This window comes from Micromonospora sp. URMC 103, from assembly GCF_051386435.1.
GTDB lineage: Bacteria > Actinomycetota > Actinomycetes > Mycobacteriales > Micromonosporaceae > Micromonospora.
Window position 1 is genome coordinate 1,925,143 of sequence record NZ_JBPQTR010000005.1, and the last position, 16,620, is coordinate 1,941,762.

Below are 16,620 nucleotides of genomic sequence, written 5' to 3' on the forward strand. Positions count from 1 at the left end.
GGAGGATTAGGCTCGCTGAGTGAGAAGACGCGTCCTCTTTTCGTGCGCGATGTCCGGTGCTTGGAGCCGTGATTAGTGACGGGCGCAGTTACGAGGCGTGGAGCTCATCGGTGACGCGGTTTGCCTCGTGTGCGTTGTGGGCGCGCGGCGGGGGCCAGTACCGGCGCACGGTGCGTTCGGAGCGGCCTATCCGGGCGGCGATCTGCGCCGGATGCAGCGACGGGTCACGCCCGTACCAGTAGGCGACGGCTGCCGGCGTCTTGGCGGGCACCTCGATGCCGTCGTCCAGGGCGCCGTCGGGGCTGCCTTCGTTGTCCGCATCGTCCTCGGCCTTGCGTGTCCGCCCCGCCACGTGCCCCTCGCCCTGTGCGGCTGGTGAGCGAGGTGCCTTGCCGCCAGCAACTGCCGTGGTTCCATGGCCCCGACTGCCGGCGTCGGTGTTCGGCCGCACGCTGGCCTGGCCCTTCGTACCAGCTGTTTGCTGCACCTGCCCGACTCGCGTAGATGCGGTGAGCGGAACTGTCGGCGTGGCCGGGGGTCCGGCGGGCCGCCATCCCGCGGTCGGAACTGGGCCGGTCAGGGGCGGCTGGTCGTGGCTGGTTCGCGTGAGGGCGCCGGGTGACGGGCCGAAGTCACGGATACGTCCGGCGATTTCGACGAGGCTGATGCTGGCGACCACGACGAGACCGTCAACAGACAGGGGTAGCAGGTACGAGGCGGCGGCGTCGGTTTCGCCGTAGCGAGCGGCAACGCCAGCCATATGCCAGTAACTCACCCATGCGGCGATGCTGGCGATCGCGGCAGTGGCCAGCATCCGCAGCGCGGCCAGTGTCCGGCGGTGGGAGGGCACCCGGGAGATCAGCTCGACGGTAAGGAGCAGGGCCAGTGGCGGCCAGGCGGCGATGATCTGGCTGACCGGGTGTGGCCGGGCGTGCAGGACGTTCGCCGCGATGGAGGCAGCCACGCCGAGCGTGAGTACGGCACGCACCGCCCACCGCAGCCGCCGCAGCTGTACGGGTTCGGCTCGACTGACCGAGGCCTGACCGGTGCCGGTGCCGGTGGAGGCGGGCGGTGTGCCGGTCATGATGCAGCTCCGTCGCTGGGCCGCGGCACCGGCCGCGGATGGGGGCTGTTCGGCCGCTGCACCTCGGCGATGAGTTCCTCGGCCAATGCGATGGTGGCGTCGCTGGGTTCGGCGTCGATCTCGGCGAGGGCGCGGGTCAGCGCCCGGCGCAGGCCCCGGATGGCGTCGAGGTGTCCGAGCGCGGCCCGGGCGCGCATGGCTTGCTGGTACAGCTCTTCCGCGTATGGGTTGTGGCGTATTGCCGGGTCCAGGACGGTGAGCTGTTCGGCGGGGTCGTCAGCGAGAGCGTCGACGAGGGCCAGATGGGCGTCGAGGGCCTGTTGGCGTACTGCTTCCCGGTACGGTTCGATCCACTCGTAGGTGGCGTCGTCGGCGAGGTGGCCGCGGTAGGCGTCGACGGCGCGCCGCAGCGCGGCGACACGCGCTTGTGGGGTGGTGGCGTGGTCGGCGTCGCGGATGGCGGCGCGCATGCGCCACAGGTCGACGTCCACCCGGTCGTGGTTGAGCGCGTACCGCTGGTTGGGGTGGGTGAGGTAGGTACCTGGGCCGCCGATGCGGCGCATGACGGCGCGCAAGTCAGACACGTACGTGTACAGCCGCCCGGGTGCTTTGCTGGCGGGGGCGTCGGGCAGCAGGTCGTCGAGGATGGCCTCGGCGCGGGCTTCGCCGTCGTGCACTGCCAGGTACACCAGCACCTCGAGGGATTTCTTGCGTAGCGTGGGCCGCGGGCCGGCGCCGGCGATCTCCGGTGGGCCGAGAACGTTTACCTGCACCCTGCCTGCGTGCTCGTGGCCGTCCGCCTCGGACGTTTCCTCTGTACCCGTACCGGTAGCGGTGGGCTTCGGTTCGCTGAGCTGGTGGTGCTGGCCGTCCGCGTTTAGCGGGGTTGACGCGTCGGCTTCCGCTGGCTCACTGTCCAGCGGCGCGTTGCGGTCGCAGTCCTCGGCGACGATCAACTCGGGTGATACGCCGGCAGGTCCCGGCTGCGGGTTGGCCGGCCCGCCGGCAGCCTCGGTTGTCGACGGGCTAGCGACCCGTGCGGCTGACGCGTCTGGTCGCGCGTGGTACTCGGCTGTTCCGGCGGATTCAACGAAGGGAGGCGTCTGTGGCTGACCTGTGTGCGATTCGGCGAGGGTACCGAGCAGATCGCGGGTTTCGGCCGGAGTGAGGATGGCCAGTCGCTCGATGTCGGCCGGGTGCCTGCCGTGCCGGGCGGCGTCACTGTCGCCGGGTGTCGTCGTGCCGTCGTCGCTGACGGTGATGGTGTCGCCGTCGGGCCAGGCGCCGAGCAGCACGCCGTGGATGTCGAGGCGCTGGCCTTGGGCGAGCAGCGCGGCGATGCGGGTGCGCTGACGGCGGGCGGAGGCGTCGGCGAGCAGCAGGATCGGTGGCAGCGGGCCGGTCTTGGAGTCGGCGGCGCGGAGGTTGGCCACGGTGTCGACTTCGTGGGCGTAGACGAGGCGGCTGCGGCGCAGTGTCTGCGTATCCAGGAGGTCAAGGGCTTCGTCCAGACTGGCGGTCACTGTCAGCCGGGGGGTGTCGGGCAGCGCAGTGGCGTCTGCGCCGAGCAGGGTCACCGCGATCGTCGACGGCATGATCACCCAGGTGCGCTCGTCTGATGCGTGGGGGCCGCCGGCGGCGAGTGCCGCGGCGAGGAATCCGCGGGCGGCGGCGTCTGCGCCGGGGCCGGTCAGTCCGAGGCCCGCCGGTGGCCATGCCACGGCCAGCGGGTGCGTCAGCGACGGCACGACCGGGCGGGGCCCGGTTGGTGCGGCGAGGTCGGGCTCCTGGTGGCGGCGCCTGGCTGGTGACTGTTCGTCGCCGCCATCGAGGTCGTCATCCGCACCCTCGACGTAGCCCGTGAAGGGTTCGTGTGCCGTGCCGCCGCCGGACAGATTCGCGTCGGTAACGCCGGCGTCGCGGTGGCCCAGGTCGGGCACGTCGCGGGCGTGCGGGTAGTCGAGCAGGTCGGGTCCGGCGTCGCCGGGTTTGGCGGTGTCGGGTCCGGCCTGTCCGGCACGGCGTAGCCAGCGGCGGATCTGGTTGACCACGGACGGCATCGGCGCAAGGTCCGGGTCGTCGAGACGCAGGTTCGGCGATGGCGGGCGCCGGGTGTAGCGGCGGCGCCGGTGGGCCCAGACCAGCGCGACGGCGGCGGTGATCGCCGCGGCGAGTCCCAGGTCGAGCCAGCTGCCGCTGGGCAGCAGGATGCCGTAGGGCTGGTTCGGCTGCCCGGTTGGACGGCGTGTCGGCGCGGGGTCGCCGGCTGACGGTGAGGAGGTTGGCGCGTGTGACATGGACGGTGCGCTGGCGGTAGGCGGTGCAGCGGCGGCACTGCCCGGGCGGGTCGCGGATGGCCCGGCGTCGGGAGGCGCCGGGGACGCGATCGTGGGGCTTGCCGATGCCGCCGCCGTCGCTGTGGCACCGCCTGTGGGTTCGGGGGCCGTGGAGGGAGTGGACGGGCGGGGGCCTGGATCAGTCCGGGGTCCCTGGTGCCGCTGGGGTGGATCGGCCGGTTGGCGGTCGGGTGGGGTCGCGTCGGTGGGCAGGTCGAGGGTCCAGCCGGGGTAGATGAGGTTCGGGTCGCGTAGGGTGCCACCGACCTGCGGGAAGTGGCTGCCGCGGTTGAGGGCGTAGATTTCCGGCCATCGGTCGGCGTCGCCGAGTGTGCGCGCGGCGATGCGGCAGAGGGTGTCGCCGCGGCGCACGGTGTAGGTAGGCGCCGGCTCAGCCGATGGAGGATTGGCGTCGTCGCTGACCCTTGGGATGAGCGTTGCGGTGGACGGTTCAGCGGGCGGCAGATCACTGCCGCTCGTGGTGGCCTGGTCGGCGTGAGCGGTAGCGCCCGCGACGGTGGTGACGGCGGTCGCGCCGAGCAGCGCCGCCGTCAGGCTCTGGATCGGGCCGGGTAGGCGAACCGGGGTACGCCAAAGCATCCGACGTGCCAGTGCGCGGTAGACGTGGGTGAACAGGGCGGTGGCCAGCAGCAGCCACAAGGCCAGTGCCGCGACGGCGGCGAGGGCCGTGACGAAACCAGTGCTCCAGGGTTGGGAAATCCACCGCCGAACGGCATCCAGTGCGGGAAGCGCCGGCGCCCGCGTGCCCCTGGCGACTATGACGGGCACGGCGGCGGTGGACAGGAGGCTCGTAGCGACGGCGAAGGCGCGGACGGTTCGAGAGCTCACCTGGCCTCCGTTCATTTTTGGCCCCGGCGCTGGGCTTCGCCGTGGCTACGAGGCGGGCAGTGCCGTGAAGCTATGACGGCGGAGGCGGCGGCGGGGTGCGGTGTGTTCTGACAAGACCTCACACGGCCTTACACGACCTCACTCTCGCTGCTCAGCGCGATGACCGGTGGCCGCACGAGAGCGCAGACCACCTGTTGCCTGTCCCCCACGCGGTCCAGTGATCGGTCATCGGAGGACGCGAGGCGCATGAGCGGGCGGAGACGTCAGCTGTGGAATTGTCGATCTCTGCCTGGTACTGGCGTGGTGGCCCGGTCACGGCGGTCTCTCGTGGCCTCGGTTGGCCCCGACTGTCCTCGCCCAAAGGCAGGCTAATGGCACGCTGGGTTGCTCCCCTCGGCCGCCACTCACACGCGGGCGCCCTACTTGTCGTCGGCAATTAGGTAGGGCGCGTAGCCGATGGGTAGCTCTGTCACCTCTAGCTCCCTGAAGATGAGGTTGAGGTTGTGTCCGTTCCTCGCGATGCGGGCCTCGTGGAGTCGATCCCAACTTGCTCGGCCCATCCTTGGGCGTGCCGGGAATCGGCAACCAGCTGCGCTGGCGGGTAAAGCGATTGCCATCTCACTGCCCACACGTAGCCGTCGAGATCCGGCCCGATCTCCGGGTCCGTCAGCCGCTCATCCAACGACTTGCGCCAGGTGTCAGGGCCCAGGGCGGTCCTCACCTCGGCCTCACGCAGTGCTTGAAAAGGTATCGGAGGTGTGCTGGCTGGATGCCGGTCCTCGGGTCGGCGGTCACGTAGACGATGACCTCGTAGTCGCGCATGTAGTTGGTGTACGTGGTACACCACGGCCTGGTCGAACACGTCGTCCAGCGATCGGCGCAACTCGGCGATCTCCACTCCGCTTGTTCTATCAGGCGCGCCGCCGGCCTTGGGATTAGAAGAAGATCGCGGATGACTGGTCGGGCCACCGCACACCTGATCAGTTCGTCCGCCGCTGTCGGGCAGCGTCGGTGTCGGCGGAAAGGCTTGGCTGTACGGATGGCTGTGGAGCCATCCGGTTAGGTCTGACATGATCAGACGTGCCCGACTCCGAGCCCGCCGCCGGCAGCCCGCCGCCGAAGTCTGCGCCGACGGCGCGCAGTGAACCGCTGACGCTACTCGTGCTGCTGCTCGCTTCAGCGGTTCTGCTGGCGCTGTGCTTCGGCTGTACCGCCCTCTGGCTTTACAACTAACCGGCCTTCCGGAGCTGGGCCGGAGCGCCAGTTCTGGTGACCGTCCGGGGTACCGGCTACTGGCACGTGGATGGCACGGTGACCTACGCATTACGAGATCAAAATGCCGGCCCAGCCGACCCGGGCAGATGGGCGTCTAGCAGCGGGAACACCTCGCGACATCTCCCATCACTCCCCAGCTGCCGGTCGGCCTCTTGCGGACTAGATGCGGACTGCGGGACGGACGGCACGGTGCGTCAGTTGGAAGAGCGCGCTCAATCGGCCGAGCCGGACGTCGATCGGAAGTCAATCTCGAACGTGGGGTAGTCGGGCTGAGGACATGGGTCGCCCTTGTACCCGAGGCGTTCGTAGAAGGGCACGGCGCGTTCGCGGTGAGCCTGCCATTCCAGATACCGCACGCGCTGCCTTGCCCACTGCGATACCGCCGTCATCAGGGCGCGCCCCACCCCACCGAAGCGAAGGTCGGGGCGGACGTAGAGATCGTGCAGTCTGGCAACCCGGTGATCGTTGCCTGATCGAAGGTGCGGACCGTAATCCTGGACGGCCGCATATCCCGCCAGTTCGCCGTTTGCGTCGGCGCCCAGGATGACCCATCGGGGGTCCGCGACCAGGTTGAGGTACCGCTCGCGTTGGGCATCGGGGTGATCACCGTTCACGCCCATGTCCTTCAACATCGGCCATAGTCCGGGCCAGTCGTCGGGTACCAGGGAGCGAACCATGATCGGCATGTGGGCCATGGTTTCCGTCGACTGCGCTGGGATGCAAGCTGTTTGACGGGAGGCACCGCGCGGTGTAGGCGGATCTCCTCGTCGGGCAGTCGTAGACCGTCCAGCCTCCCCGGACGGGGGACAAGGTGGAGCGCCCTACCGGACGAACGACCTTGGCCCCGTCCGGGGAGGCGGCCGGCGACCTGTCCGGCTCCTGCGGGCTCATGACCCGGATGGGTGCGGGAACCCTGGAGATCGGCTACTGGATCCACAGCGGGCAGACCAGGCGCGGGTATGCGACTGGCGCGGTAAGGGCACTGACGAGCGTGGCGCTGACCCTGCCCGGCGTCGACAGGGTGGCCATCAGGCACGACGCGGCCAATCCGGCGTCGGGCGCGGTCGCGGCGAAGGCGGGGTTCACGGAGGTGGAGCGCGTGCACCGGGAACCTGAGGCGCCGGGGGATACTGGGGTCGAGGTGATCTGGGAACGCCGCCATTGACTTGCCGCAAAAGTCATGCAATCTCAGCGACCATTGACAATGGTTTAGGCGCGTACTCGGCGGTCCGGATCCGGCCGGGCCACCGTCGCAGGTCAATGAAACAGGTCGTGCCACGCCATGTCCGTGAGGTGCAGCAAATCGAGCGCGGCCTCGACCTCCCGGGAAGCGAACAGTGCCTCAATACGAGGTTTGCGTTCGGCGGACGGGACTCGCGTCCTGATCAGGGCCTTTCGCGTGGAGCGGGTGACGGGAATCGAACCGGCACTGTCAGCTTGGAAAGCTGCCGTTCGGCGCAGGAGCGGGTTGGCCACGGTGACGTCGGCATCCGTGCGGAGAGTCTCGGACGGGCGCCGCAGCAACCTTGGTGGAACGGCGCCTGTGAAGGGCGCCCCGACGATCGGCGTCACCTTCGAGAGGCCGTAGCGCCGCTCATGTTCGTGGCTGTCGGGCCGCGGCCGTCTTCCATATGCAGGCCCGCCTCGTTGAGGCGGCGGGCGTAGCCGTCGCGAAGCTTGTTCGCCGCGGCATGCTCGCCGGCAGCGGCGAGGGCGTTCACGGCGCGAGTGTTCAGGTCCGAGTTGTAGGGGTCGATACGGATGGCGGCCTGCAGCAGCATGAGGGTGCGTTGGATGTCGGGGGCGGCGTCGGCGAGGGCCACGTGGGCGTCGATGACGTGCCGGCGCACGGTTTCCCGGATCGGGTTGAGCCAAGGCCAGGCGCGTCCGGCGGCGAGTTCGTCGGGGTAGGCGTCGATGACGGCTTTCCAAGCGATCGTGGTGTGGGTGACGGCGGTGGCCGCGTTCTGGACCGCGTCGAGTAGGCGCCACAGGTCGACGTCGAGGTGGTTCGGGTTGAGGCGGTAGCGCTCGTCGGTGTGGTCGATGACGTTCAGCCCGGATGCGGTTCGGATGGTGGCGCGTAGTTCGCTGAGGGTGGTGTAGAGCCGGCCGGTGAGGGAGTGCCGCGGCGGTCCCGGCCAGATGGCGTCGATGAGCTGCCGGGTGTCGGCGCCGTCGGGGTGGGCGGCGAGGAGGACGAGGACCTCGACGGCGGCGGTACGTCGGATGGTCAGGGGTTGACCGTCGACGAGCAGTGTCGGCTCGCCGAGCACACGCAGCTCCAGTCGCCGGCCGGGCGTGCCGGGTCGGATGTGGCGGGCATTGCGGGTGGCCTGCCGTGGCAGCCGACGCTCAGGCGTCGCGGGACGGTGGGAGGGGAAGGTCGGTGAAGCGTCGTCAGGTGGTGCCGGGTCGGGTTGGGCGATCACGGTGAGCAGGTCGGTGGCCGCGACCTCGTCGAGGATGCACCAGCGCGGCCCGGACCAGTCGGGGCGGCGCGGGTCGTACAGGTGGCCTGCCGGGTCGGCATGCCATATCGGCCCGGGCGACCAGCGACCGAGTACGACAACCTTTCCGGTCCCTGCGGTCATCGCCTCCGTAAACAGGGCCAGATCGCGTCCGTCGCAGTCTTCCTCGACCAGAAGAGCGACCGTCGGTTGGCTGGTGACGATGCCCGTACCCTGGCGTTGGTCGGATTCGTCGTGCACCTGAGCCGACCCGCGTGCGGATTCGACGAGCTGCGCTGCTTCGTCGAGGTTGTCCACGATCCTCAGCTGCGGCAGTCGCTGCCCAAGCATCAGGGCGTGAGGGCCGAGCAGTTTGGTCAGGGCCGTCCCGGTGATGACGAGTGACACCGCCGGGTGGCGTTGCCCGGCGAGCAGCCCGGTGACCAGAAGGCCGCGTCCTGCGGCCAGCGCGCCCGGCCCGGTGAGTCCAACGCCGGTAGGCGGAAGGGAGCCGACGACGGCGGGTACGCCGGTCGCGGGTGTCGGCGCGGCCGCGGGGGTGGGGGCGTCGGCGAGGGCAGCTTGCACGGCGGCGGCGGTCGTGGGCAGCGGCGCCAGGTCCGGGTCCTCGCGGCCCGGCGGGCCGGGTGGGCGGGGCTGGTAGGCGCGGCGGCGGCGCAGCCAGACCAGGGTTGCGGCGGCGGCGACCTGCTCGGCGACCTCACGCGGCAGCCATCCGCCGGGTACGAGGATCCGTCGTCGGTCAGGGCGCTGCCGTCGTCATATGTCGTGGTGCTGCTGGGATCGTCGGCGGCTCCCGCCGCCACTGGGTGCGGCGCTTGCGGCGGCGGTGTGGTCGCGGCGTTGGCGCTGACGCCGAGCACCGCGGCGCCGGCCATCCCGGTCGCGGTGGCCTGCAGGGGTGTGGGCAGGGGCAGGTGCCGCAGCCAGCGTGCGGTGGTGCGGATGCGGGTGAGGGTCCGGAGGGTGACGGTGTAGGTGAGCGCGAGCCATATCAGCCAGGCGGCGATGGTCAGTGCGGCGGTGAGGGTTTGTTCGGTCAGTGGCTGTTCGATCCACGCGCGCGCCTGCTTCGCGGTCGGCCATCCGTGAATGGGTGGGCCGGTCAGGGACAGCAGCACCAGGGGTGGGCCGACGAGGAGGCTGAGGACGAGCAGCAGCGACATCAGTTGTCGCGGCCACCGCATCTCACCCACCTCCGCCGGGTGGGGATGCGGCGGGCAGCCCTGCTCGCGGCGCGGCAGGCGCGGCAGTGGTGGGACGGAGGATGCGGGTCCACAGTCGGGCCGCCCACCAGACCGCGACCGCCAAGGCGTAGATGACGCCGAGGATGCCGGCGGCCTGCTGGCTGACGATCGCGGCGGTGATCACGGCCAGGGGCGCGGCGAGGATGAGGCGGAACATCAGCGGCGACACCAGCGCCATGACCACCCCGATGCCGAGGAGCAGTCCACCGACGCGGCCGGCGGTGTCGATCCACAGCACCATTTCGGGCCACCGGTCGGCGGTCAGGGAGTACTGGATCAATGCCATGCCGACGGCGGCGGTGACGACCGAGCCGGTCGGTACCGCCAGGAGCGCGGACCAGCCGCCGTGCGGGGCACGCCATTGCCGGGCGGCGACCACCGCCATGGCCACGGCCATCAACACGATCGGGGCGATCGGCCACAGCGCCCACTTCAGGAACCCGCCCACGGGGAGGCCGAAGTATTGGCTGGCGACGACTGCGTAGAGGCCGGCGATCGCGGTGCCGAGGGAGACGGCGGCGAGGATGCCGATGCTGACTCTTCCGCCTTCGGTTCTGGTGCCGGGTGTGGGGCTGTGGGCGGCGATGAGGGAGCCGAGGATGGTTCCCGCGCCGAGGCATGCCAGTAAGGCGAACACGGCGGCCATGGTGATCTCGCCCCAGTTCAAGCCCACCGAGTAGTGCACGGTTTGCAGGTCGCGGCTGCCGCCGTGGTACTCGGCGGTCATGAAGCACTGCCAGATCAGGGCCAGGGACGCGAAGCCGGGTACCGCGATGGCCACGGCCCGGCGCACCGGCGGCACCGGCACCTCCACGTTCCCGGCGGTGAGGTTGGCGGCGCCGGCGTCCGCGGCGCCCCTGACGGCGGCGAGCGTCGGCTCAGTGAGCACGGTCGGGGCGACGCCGGTGTGCTCCGCGATGATCTTTTCGAGCTGCGGCAGGTGGGCGGTGCCGCCGACACAGTAGATGCCGGCGAGGTCGCTGGTGCTGATTTCGGCGGCAGTGATCGCGTCGCTGGTCAACTGTGCCGCGCGTTGCAGGGCCGGGAGGGCGGCTTCCTCGAGCATGGCGCCGTTCATGATGGTGGGTGGCCGGTCGGGAAGCGGCACGGTGACGGCCGGGTGATGGGCCAGCGCCTCCTTGGCGGCTTGGGCGCTGGCGGTCACCGTCCACCGCGCCGCCCCGTCGTCCGCGCCCGCGAAGGTGTTGTCGCTGGTGAGGGCGGTGACGAGCGCGTGGTCGATGGCAGTACCGCCGGCGTCCGGATCGGACAGCGTGGAAAGAACCTCGAAGCCGGCGGGCCCGCGGCGCAGAACGGTGACCTCGGCGCCCGCGCCGACGTCGCACACGGCGAGGAACGCCCCTACCGGCACCTGCATACCGGTGGCCAGGAGGTGCTCGGCGACGGCGACCGGGGCCTCCACCAGGCGCGGCTGCGGCAGCCCCGCCCGGTGCGCGACCTGCCGTATCCAGGTCCGCCGTCGTGGCCCCCAGCCGGCTGGCACCACCAACCGCACATCCCGCACCGGGCCGCCGGCCACACGCTCGGCCTCTCCAGCCACCCGCCGTAGGGTCGCCGCGACGAGGTCAGCCCGATCGGTAGGGATTCCGTCGACCGTAAGGTGGTCATCGGTTGGCTGGCGAGGGCTCGGGATGAAGCGGTTCGGCTGGTCAGTGGCGGCCTGCCACGCCTGCCGGCCCGTCCACATCTCACCGTCGTCGGCCACGTGGACGGCGCTGGGCAGGTGCGGCAGCCCGTCGAACGACAGGGCCGACGAACTGCCGTCCGGCCAGGCGAGGACGGCGACGGTGTTCGTGGTGCCGCAGTCGATCGCCAGCCGCGCCTCCCCCGCTCGCATAGACATAGTCAAACATGACTGTCACGGTCACGTCAGCCCGCCGCTACAGAACGAGGCGGTCTGGGCTGGTTATGGCCGGCGAGGTGTGCGGTTCCCTCACCTCGTCAGGCCAGTTCGGCGCCTTCCCCTCCTCGGCAGCTTCGCGCGTGATACGCCAGTCGGATGGAGGTGTTGCTGCGCGGTGGCCCGGGCGACGGGCAGGTCGTCGAGGGCGGCGGTGAGACCGTCGTCTGGCGAGCGTGTCTCTACGAGCGCACCCCGGACGTCGGGCGGTCGCGCGGCCGGGATCTGCGGGTGCACCAACACAGGCCCGACTGTTGCGAGCCGTACGTGCGCGGCTCCGAGGACCGGTGCGAATGACGCCTGCTGGCGTGAGCGAGACACCTATCAACCGTTTCCGGCGAGACCCTGCTCTCTGCCTGGAATGCCGGCCGCCCGTCTCACGTCGGCGGCCGGCACAGCAGCACCATCATGCAAGGGTCTCCTTGCCGCGCCGTCCTGCCGAGGCGGGCAGCGCGGCGGAGACGGACCGGGTGGTCAGGAACTGCAGGTGTTGAGCATGCTCTGCAGGGCGGTCTTCTCCGATGACTGCAGGGTCAGGCTCCAGGTGTATTTCACGGTGATCCACATCTTGCTGTAGGTGCACCGGTAGGACGACAGCGACGGCTGCCACGTCGAGGGGTCCTGGTCGCCCTTGGCCTGATTGACGTTGTCGGTCACGGCGATCAGCTGCGGACGGGTGAGGTCGTTAGCGAAACTCTGCCGGCGGCTGGTGGTCCACGAGTTGGCGCCGGAGCGCCATGCCTCGGCCAGCGGCACCACGTGGTCGATGTCGACGTCGGAGGCGGCCGTCCAGGTCGCCCCGTCATACGGGCTGTACCAGCGGCCCGACGTTGCAGCGCAGGAGCCGTCGACGACCACGGAAGTGCCGTCACGCTTGAGGACCTGCTCACGGGTGTTGCAGCTGCCACTGATGGTGATCCAGTGCGGGAACAGGTCCCGCGAGTACCCGGTGAGCGACCCTTGCGTGGCGACCCGCAGCCCGTTCAGCTGCGACTGGGCGGTCGCCTTGGACGGGATACCGGGCGGCGTGGCCGACGCAGGCATGGCCGCGGCACCGACAACGCCCACACCGGCGAGCATTCCGATCGCGGCGACCGCTGCGCGGTGACGCCACAGCATTCGGTGATTGATGAGTCGCGTCAGACGCATGGGGGGCCTCCTGCCCATCGGGTAAGAATTTCACAATCTCCGATGGGTGTGACCTGCGTCCAGCCATCCCGTGACAGGTTGACGACGTCCGATCAAACGGTCACGACCAAGGCAAGGCGCATGGCCGAGTTCCCCATGGTCGTCGGTGGCGGCTACGGTAGGGCACCGACCGGAGCGCGCGCATCACGTAAAGGTTGGGTCTGCGGAACGGCTACGCCGTCTTGACGCCGGCCGCTCAACGCTCGGCGGCCTGTGGCGGAGGGAAGGACAGCGATGCCTGCGGTGGAGGCATGGTTTCTCGGTGGTCCCGTCGACGGCCGCCTTACCCCGATCGAGGTCGACGAGTCCGGGCTGCTGCCCGAAGAAGTCGTGTTGCCTCAAACCGGGGTGTACGTCGGGGCCAGCGACGGCCCAGCCTCCACCCGCCACTTCCGCTACGTCCGCCACGACGACGACAGCGACCCGCCAACCTTCCACTATGCGGGGCAGGTCGGCCAGGACGTGTGACGGCGAAGCTTGTCGTTATGGCTCGGCGACGCCCAACGGCTGATCTAGGCGCTGGCCGGGGACGGCGGCTTGCAGCCGCGGCAGAAGTTCTGGACCACTCCGGGTGCCGTGATCACTTGACCAAGCCGCCTCGTGTAGGCAAGGCCTGCTACAGTCCGCTCCGATCCCGTCCAAGTCGGAGATCGGAGACAGCGTTGGCCGCGCAGTTCGATGTCAATCTCCAGCCTACCGAGCTTGCATCTCGGCTCGTCACGCAAATTCGGGACGGTATTGAGTACACGCGCAGCCGAACGCGGACGTTCAGTCGCAACGCCTCGCTGATTAGGCTGACAACTCTCGCTCTCTCCGCCTCGTCAGCCGTGATTCTCGGTCTGCAGGACCTAAATGTCTGGGCGAGCGTTGCCTTTTCTATGGTGGCGTTGACCACGCTCGCAGGGGCCGTCGAGTCCTTCTTCAACTGGCGGTCCCGTTGGGTCCTTATGGAGGAAATGAAGGGTCGCCTGCACCGACTCGAAGACGATTTGAGGTACCACCTGGCAAAAGCGGGCCCGGACGAGCTGCGGTCGGACGACCTGGACGAGTACTTCGCGCGTTTGCAAGAGATCTGGGCGGATAGTTCACGCCAGTGGACTGAGGCGCGCCGCACCGGCCAGCACCCATAACTTCGGGTCCGCCGAAGAGGTCAACGTGCTGAAAGCCCGTGTCAGGGCATTGAACGTGAGACCCGAGTCTCATTTGGCGGGGTCCTAGGCTCTGTTGACACTCCGGACGCGGCGAGCACTGCAGTGACTTGAAGCTGCTACGGCTACAATTTTGCCTTCGGCCGCGGGCCGATTACCGGCACCACGTCAGGCCGTGCTGCAAGGCCTCTCGTGCCCGCAGCTGACGCGGTCGCCACGCCTCGTGCCGTTGGTGGTGTCGCTGCTGATTGGGTCGTCGCTGAAGGGCCGGGCAATCAAGGCCGTGGGGTTGGGCCGTAGCAGGGTCGCCACCGACGACACGCCTGGGCGGCTGAGGTCCGGTGTGGAATTGAGGAACTTGGCTTTCATCCTCCGAGCCACGTCGGCATGCACGCCGGGCAGGGGCTAATCGTTCAGGCACCGCACGGCGGGACGTTGTGAAGACCAGCGCCTGCTCGCCTGAGGAAGGCGCTTGGCCGGTGTGCGCCGCGTCGTCGTCTGAACCCGCCGGTCAGTTCTTACAGATCTCCCGCCTGTCCCTGCTCAGCCAGGCGGCGCAGGCGGTCAGCAAACGCGGCGGCGCGCCTAGCCGATGCCAGATCGGCGGCCCGCGCGGTGTGGCATAGCTGGCGCTGCTGTCGGGCTCATCGGCGGGCTGCTGCTCCGCGCCTGGTGGCCGGCCATTGTCATAGCCCTAAAGCACGGTCGCCCGCCCGCGCCGCGCCGCTCTCGCCGCACCGGTTAGCAGCTGAACCCGCGGCCGTCCGGCCGCCACTCCGCGTGTCGCGGTCGGACGCCTACACCGTCGCGTCGCCCTGACCACGTTGCCCGTACACGCCGCGGCGTTCGCCCTGCCGTCGATCAGTCATCCGAGCGCAACCGCGCAACGCCGGCTGCCGCTGGCTCCGGCCGGAGTCGCCCGTCCGGGTACGGGAACCTCTTGCTGTCGCGCCGCTGGCGCCGTAGCGGAGACCTTGACGGCGGTGCCGTCCCTGCTGATGCGGCAGGTCGGCGCCCCGTCGCCACCGATTCCGACATACGACCAAGGCGGTGGCGTGTTGGTTGGTATGCCTTTGGGGTGGCGGAGCTAGCGGACGACGAACAGCCCAGCCTGAACCAGAGGCCGGCGAAGAGTGGCGAGTCGGCGTCCCGGACAGCGTCTGCGGGTCATCGGACGGCGGGGCTCGGGCTGGCTCTGGGCGCGTTGGGTGTGGTGTATGGCGATATTGGGACGAGCCCGCTGTACGCGTTGAAGACGGTGTTCACCCTGGATCGTGGTTTGGTGCCGACCGCGCCGGACGTGTTCGGGGTGATCTCGCTGGTGTTCTGGTCGATCATCCTGGTCGTGTCGGTCAAGTACGTCATCTTCATCCTGCGGGCCGACAACGAGGGCGAGGGCGGGGTGATGGCCTTGGCCGCGCTTGCCGGGAGAATGCTGGTCAAGGGCAGCGAAAGGCGCGCCGCCACTGTGTTGGCGCTGGGCGCCTTGGGTGCTGCTCTGTTTTACGGCGACAGTGTGATCACCCCGGCGATCTCGGTGTTGTCGGCGGTGGAAGGGCTGGAGGTCACCTCGCCGGGGCTGGCGGTGGTGGTGCTGCCGGCGTCGGCGGTGATCCTCACCCTGCTGTTCGCCATCCAGCGGTGGGGCACCGGACGGGTCGGGGCGGTCTTCGGGCCGATCATGCTGCTCTGGTTCGCCAGTCTGGGCGTCGCCGGCGCGGCTGAGGTGATACGTCATCCGAGCGTGCTGGCCGGGCTGTCTCCCAGTTATGCGGTCCTGTTCGTCGTGGACCACCCCGTCATCGCGTTCATCGCGATGGGCGCCGTGGTGCTGGCGATCACCGGCGCCGAAGCGCTCTACGCCGACATGGGTCACTTCGGTCGCGCCCCGATCCGCCGGGCCTGGTTCGCGATCGTGTTTCCCGCATTGACGCTGAACTACCTCGGCCAGGGTTCGTTGGTCCTCCGCGCACCGGAGAGTCGGGACAATCCGTTCTTCCTGCTGCTACCGGTCTGGGCGCAGCTGCCGATGGTCGTCCTGGCCACCGTGGCCACCGTGATCGCGTCCCAGTCGGTGATCTCCGGGGCGTTCTCGGTGTCTCGGGAGGCCATGCGGCTGGGCTTCCTGCCGCGCCTGCGCATCCGGCAGACCTCGCCCCATCAGTACGGGCAGATCTACGCGCCCGGGGTGAACTGGGCCCTGTTCGCGGCGGTCCTGCTGGTGGTGTTCGCGTTCGGCTCATCCACGAACCTCGCCGCCGCGTACGGGGTGGCGGTCACCGGTACGTTCCTGATCACCACGACCCTGTTCCTCGTCGTCGCGCGGGTTCAGTGGCACTGGAGCACCTGGCGGGTGGCGTTGTTCGCGTTCGTCTTCGGCAGCCTCGAGCTGACCTTCTTCACCGCGAACCTGGCCAAGGTCACCCACGGTGGCTGGCTGACTCTGCTCATCGCGATCGTCCTGTTCACGCTCCTGCTGACCTGGCGGCGCGGAGCCAAACTGGTCACCGCCCGGCGGATCGAACGCGAAGGCCCGCTCCGTGAATTCATCGACACCCTGCACGCCGCCAACATCCCGCGGGTGCCGGGCACCGCGGTGTTCCCCCACCCGAGCAACGAGACCACTCCCCTGGCGCTGCGGGCGAACGTCGCGCACAACCACGTACGCCACGAGAAGATCGTCATCATCACCGGTAGCACCGCGAACGTCCCCCACATCCCGTGGGATCATCGGCTGACCATCGACGATCTCGGCGACCCAGACGACGGCATCATCCACATCACCGCCGTCTTCGGCTTCCAGGACCCCACCGACTTCCCCGAGGTCCTACGCCGCGCCACCACCTACCCCCTTGCAGAAGGAATCGACTGCGAACAGGTCTCCTACTTCGTCTCGCGGATCACGCTGCGCTGCACCCGGAGCCCGGGAATGGCCACCTGGCGTAAACGACTGTTCATCGCCCTTGCTCACAACGCCGCCAGCCACGCCGAGTTCCTTCACCTGCCGGAGGAACTCACCATCGTCCTCAGCGCCGAAGTCCCCGTCTAGACTCCGCCTCGACAAGCGCCTACGAATGACACCCAATCAACAGGTCATCGCG

At 69.4% G+C, this 16,620-nt stretch carries 14 protein-coding genes; 5 read left to right on the forward strand and 9 right to left on the reverse strand.

Annotated features, from left to right (window positions below; genetic code table 11):
- Positions 1–88 precede the first annotated feature (88 nt).
- The 4 genes from ACSNOA_RS22110 to ACSNOA_RS22125 form a co-directional block, all read right to left on the reverse strand.
- The gene (locus ACSNOA_RS22110) at positions 89–1,084 is read right to left on the reverse strand and encodes a DUF2637 domain-containing protein (RefSeq protein WP_436661030.1); all 996 of its coding nucleotides are present in this window, start codon (positions 1,082–1,084) and stop codon (positions 89–91) included.
- Positions 1,081–4,269 carry a BTAD domain-containing putative transcriptional regulator gene (locus ACSNOA_RS22115; RefSeq protein WP_436661031.1) on the reverse strand — a complete coding sequence of 1,063 codons (3,189 nt, stop codon included), beginning with the start codon at positions 4,267–4,269 and terminating at the stop codon, positions 1,081–1,083. The genes ACSNOA_RS22110 and ACSNOA_RS22115 overlap by 4 nt, the downstream gene beginning before the upstream one ends.
- 717 nt (positions 4,270–4,986) lie before the next feature.
- Positions 4,987–5,091, reverse strand: coding sequence for a YxiG-like protein (locus ACSNOA_RS22120; protein ID WP_436661032.1), 105 nt, complete (start codon positions 5,089–5,091; stop codon positions 4,987–4,989).
- A gap of 665 nt (positions 5,092–5,756) precedes the next feature.
- The gene (locus tag ACSNOA_RS22125; protein WP_436661033.1) at positions 5,757–6,230 is read right to left on the reverse strand and encodes an N-acetyltransferase family protein; all 474 of its coding nucleotides are present in this window, start codon (positions 6,228–6,230) and stop codon (positions 5,757–5,759) included.
- A 152-nt stretch (positions 6,231–6,382) separates the two neighbouring features.
- Here ACSNOA_RS22125 and ACSNOA_RS22130 point away from each other — a divergent pair, with 152 nt between their 5' ends.
- A complete protein-coding gene (locus ACSNOA_RS22130) occupies positions 6,383–6,709 on the forward strand; it encodes a GNAT family N-acetyltransferase (protein WP_436661034.1) in 327 nt (108 codons plus the stop codon).
- Between the two features lie 92 nt (positions 6,710–6,801).
- Here ACSNOA_RS22130 and ACSNOA_RS22135 read toward each other — a convergent pair whose 3' ends face one another.
- Genes ACSNOA_RS22135 through ACSNOA_RS22150 form a run of 4 tightly spaced genes read right to left on the reverse strand, consistent with a single transcriptional unit; the run spans position 6,802 to position 11,120 of the window.
- Positions 6,802–7,116, reverse strand: a complete 315-nt coding sequence (locus tag ACSNOA_RS22135; RefSeq protein ID WP_436661035.1) for a hypothetical protein — start codon at positions 7,114–7,116, stop codon at positions 6,802–6,804.
- Positions 7,113–8,402 (reverse strand): AfsR/SARP family transcriptional regulator, encoded by a 1,290-nt coding sequence (locus tag ACSNOA_RS22140; RefSeq protein ID WP_436661037.1) that lies wholly within the window; start codon positions 8,400–8,402, stop codon positions 7,113–7,115. Before ACSNOA_RS22140 ends, ACSNOA_RS22135 begins: the two co-directional genes overlap by 4 nt.
- Complete coding sequence (locus tag ACSNOA_RS22145; RefSeq protein WP_436661039.1) at positions 8,372–9,202, reverse strand: hypothetical protein; 831 nt, start codon at positions 9,200–9,202, stop codon at positions 8,372–8,374. The genes ACSNOA_RS22140 and ACSNOA_RS22145 overlap by 31 nt, the downstream gene beginning before the upstream one ends.
- Before the next feature lies 1 nt (position 9,203).
- A complete protein-coding gene (locus ACSNOA_RS22150) occupies positions 9,204–11,120 on the reverse strand; it encodes an Hsp70 family protein (RefSeq protein WP_436661041.1) in 1,917 nt (638 codons plus the stop codon).
- A 162-nt stretch (positions 11,121–11,282) separates the two neighbouring features.
- Here ACSNOA_RS22150 and ACSNOA_RS22155 point away from each other — a divergent pair, with 162 nt between their 5' ends.
- Complete coding sequence (locus ACSNOA_RS22155) at positions 11,283–11,480, forward strand: hypothetical protein (RefSeq protein ID WP_436661042.1); 198 nt, start codon at positions 11,283–11,285, stop codon at positions 11,478–11,480.
- A gap of 177 nt (positions 11,481–11,657) precedes the next feature.
- Here ACSNOA_RS22155 and ACSNOA_RS22160 read toward each other — a convergent pair whose 3' ends face one another.
- Positions 11,658–12,332 (reverse strand): GmrSD restriction endonuclease domain-containing protein, encoded by a 675-nt coding sequence (locus ACSNOA_RS22160; protein ID WP_436661044.1) that lies wholly within the window; start codon positions 12,330–12,332, stop codon positions 11,658–11,660.
- 273 nt (positions 12,333–12,605) lie between these two features.
- Here ACSNOA_RS22160 and ACSNOA_RS22165 point away from each other — a divergent pair, with 273 nt between their 5' ends.
- The 3 genes from ACSNOA_RS22165 (at position 12,606) to ACSNOA_RS22175 (ending at position 16,568) form a co-directional block, all read left to right on the forward strand.
- Complete coding sequence (locus ACSNOA_RS22165) at positions 12,606–12,839, forward strand: hypothetical protein (RefSeq protein ID WP_436661046.1); 234 nt, start codon at positions 12,606–12,608, stop codon at positions 12,837–12,839.
- 194 nt (positions 12,840–13,033) lie between these two features.
- Positions 13,034–13,501 (forward strand): DUF4231 domain-containing protein, encoded by a 468-nt coding sequence (locus ACSNOA_RS22170; protein WP_436661047.1) that lies wholly within the window; start codon positions 13,034–13,036, stop codon positions 13,499–13,501.
- Positions 13,502–14,714: 1,213 nt separating this feature from the next.
- Positions 14,715–16,568: a potassium transporter Kup gene (locus tag ACSNOA_RS22175; protein WP_436662408.1), complete on the forward strand. Its 1,854-nt coding sequence runs from the start codon at positions 14,715–14,717 to the stop codon at positions 16,566–16,568.
- Positions 16,569–16,620 lie beyond the last annotated feature (52 nt).

What these genes read in the sequence shown, in the direction of transcription:
- ACSNOA_RS22110 (WP_436661030.1), bottom strand. Translation starts at nt 1,084, where the DNA reads ATGACCGGCACACCGCCCGCCTCCACCGGCACCGGCACCGGTCAGGCC.
- ACSNOA_RS22120 (WP_436661032.1), bottom strand. Translation starts at nt 5,091, where the DNA reads ATGCGCGACTACGAGGTCATCGTCTACGTGACCGCCGACCCGAGGACC.
- ACSNOA_RS22125 (WP_436661033.1), bottom strand. Translation starts at nt 6,230, where the DNA reads ATGCCGATCATGGTTCGCTCCCTGGTACCCGACGACTGGCCCGGACTA.
- ACSNOA_RS22145 (WP_436661039.1), bottom strand. Translation starts at nt 9,202, where the DNA reads ATGCGGTGGCCGCGACAACTGATGTCGCTGCTGCTCGTCCTCAGCCTC.
- ACSNOA_RS22150 (WP_436661041.1), bottom strand. Translation starts at nt 11,120, where the DNA reads ATGCGAGCGGGGGAGGCGCGGCTGGCGATCGACTGCGGCACCACGAAC.
- ACSNOA_RS22155 (WP_436661042.1), top strand. Translation starts at nt 11,283, where the DNA reads ATGGAGGTGTTGCTGCGCGGTGGCCCGGGCGACGGGCAGGTCGTCGAG.
- ACSNOA_RS22160 (WP_436661044.1), bottom strand. Translation starts at nt 12,332, where the DNA reads ATGCGTCTGACGCGACTCATCAATCACCGAATGCTGTGGCGTCACCGC.
- ACSNOA_RS22165 (WP_436661046.1), top strand. Translation starts at nt 12,606, where the DNA reads ATGCCTGCGGTGGAGGCATGGTTTCTCGGTGGTCCCGTCGACGGCCGC.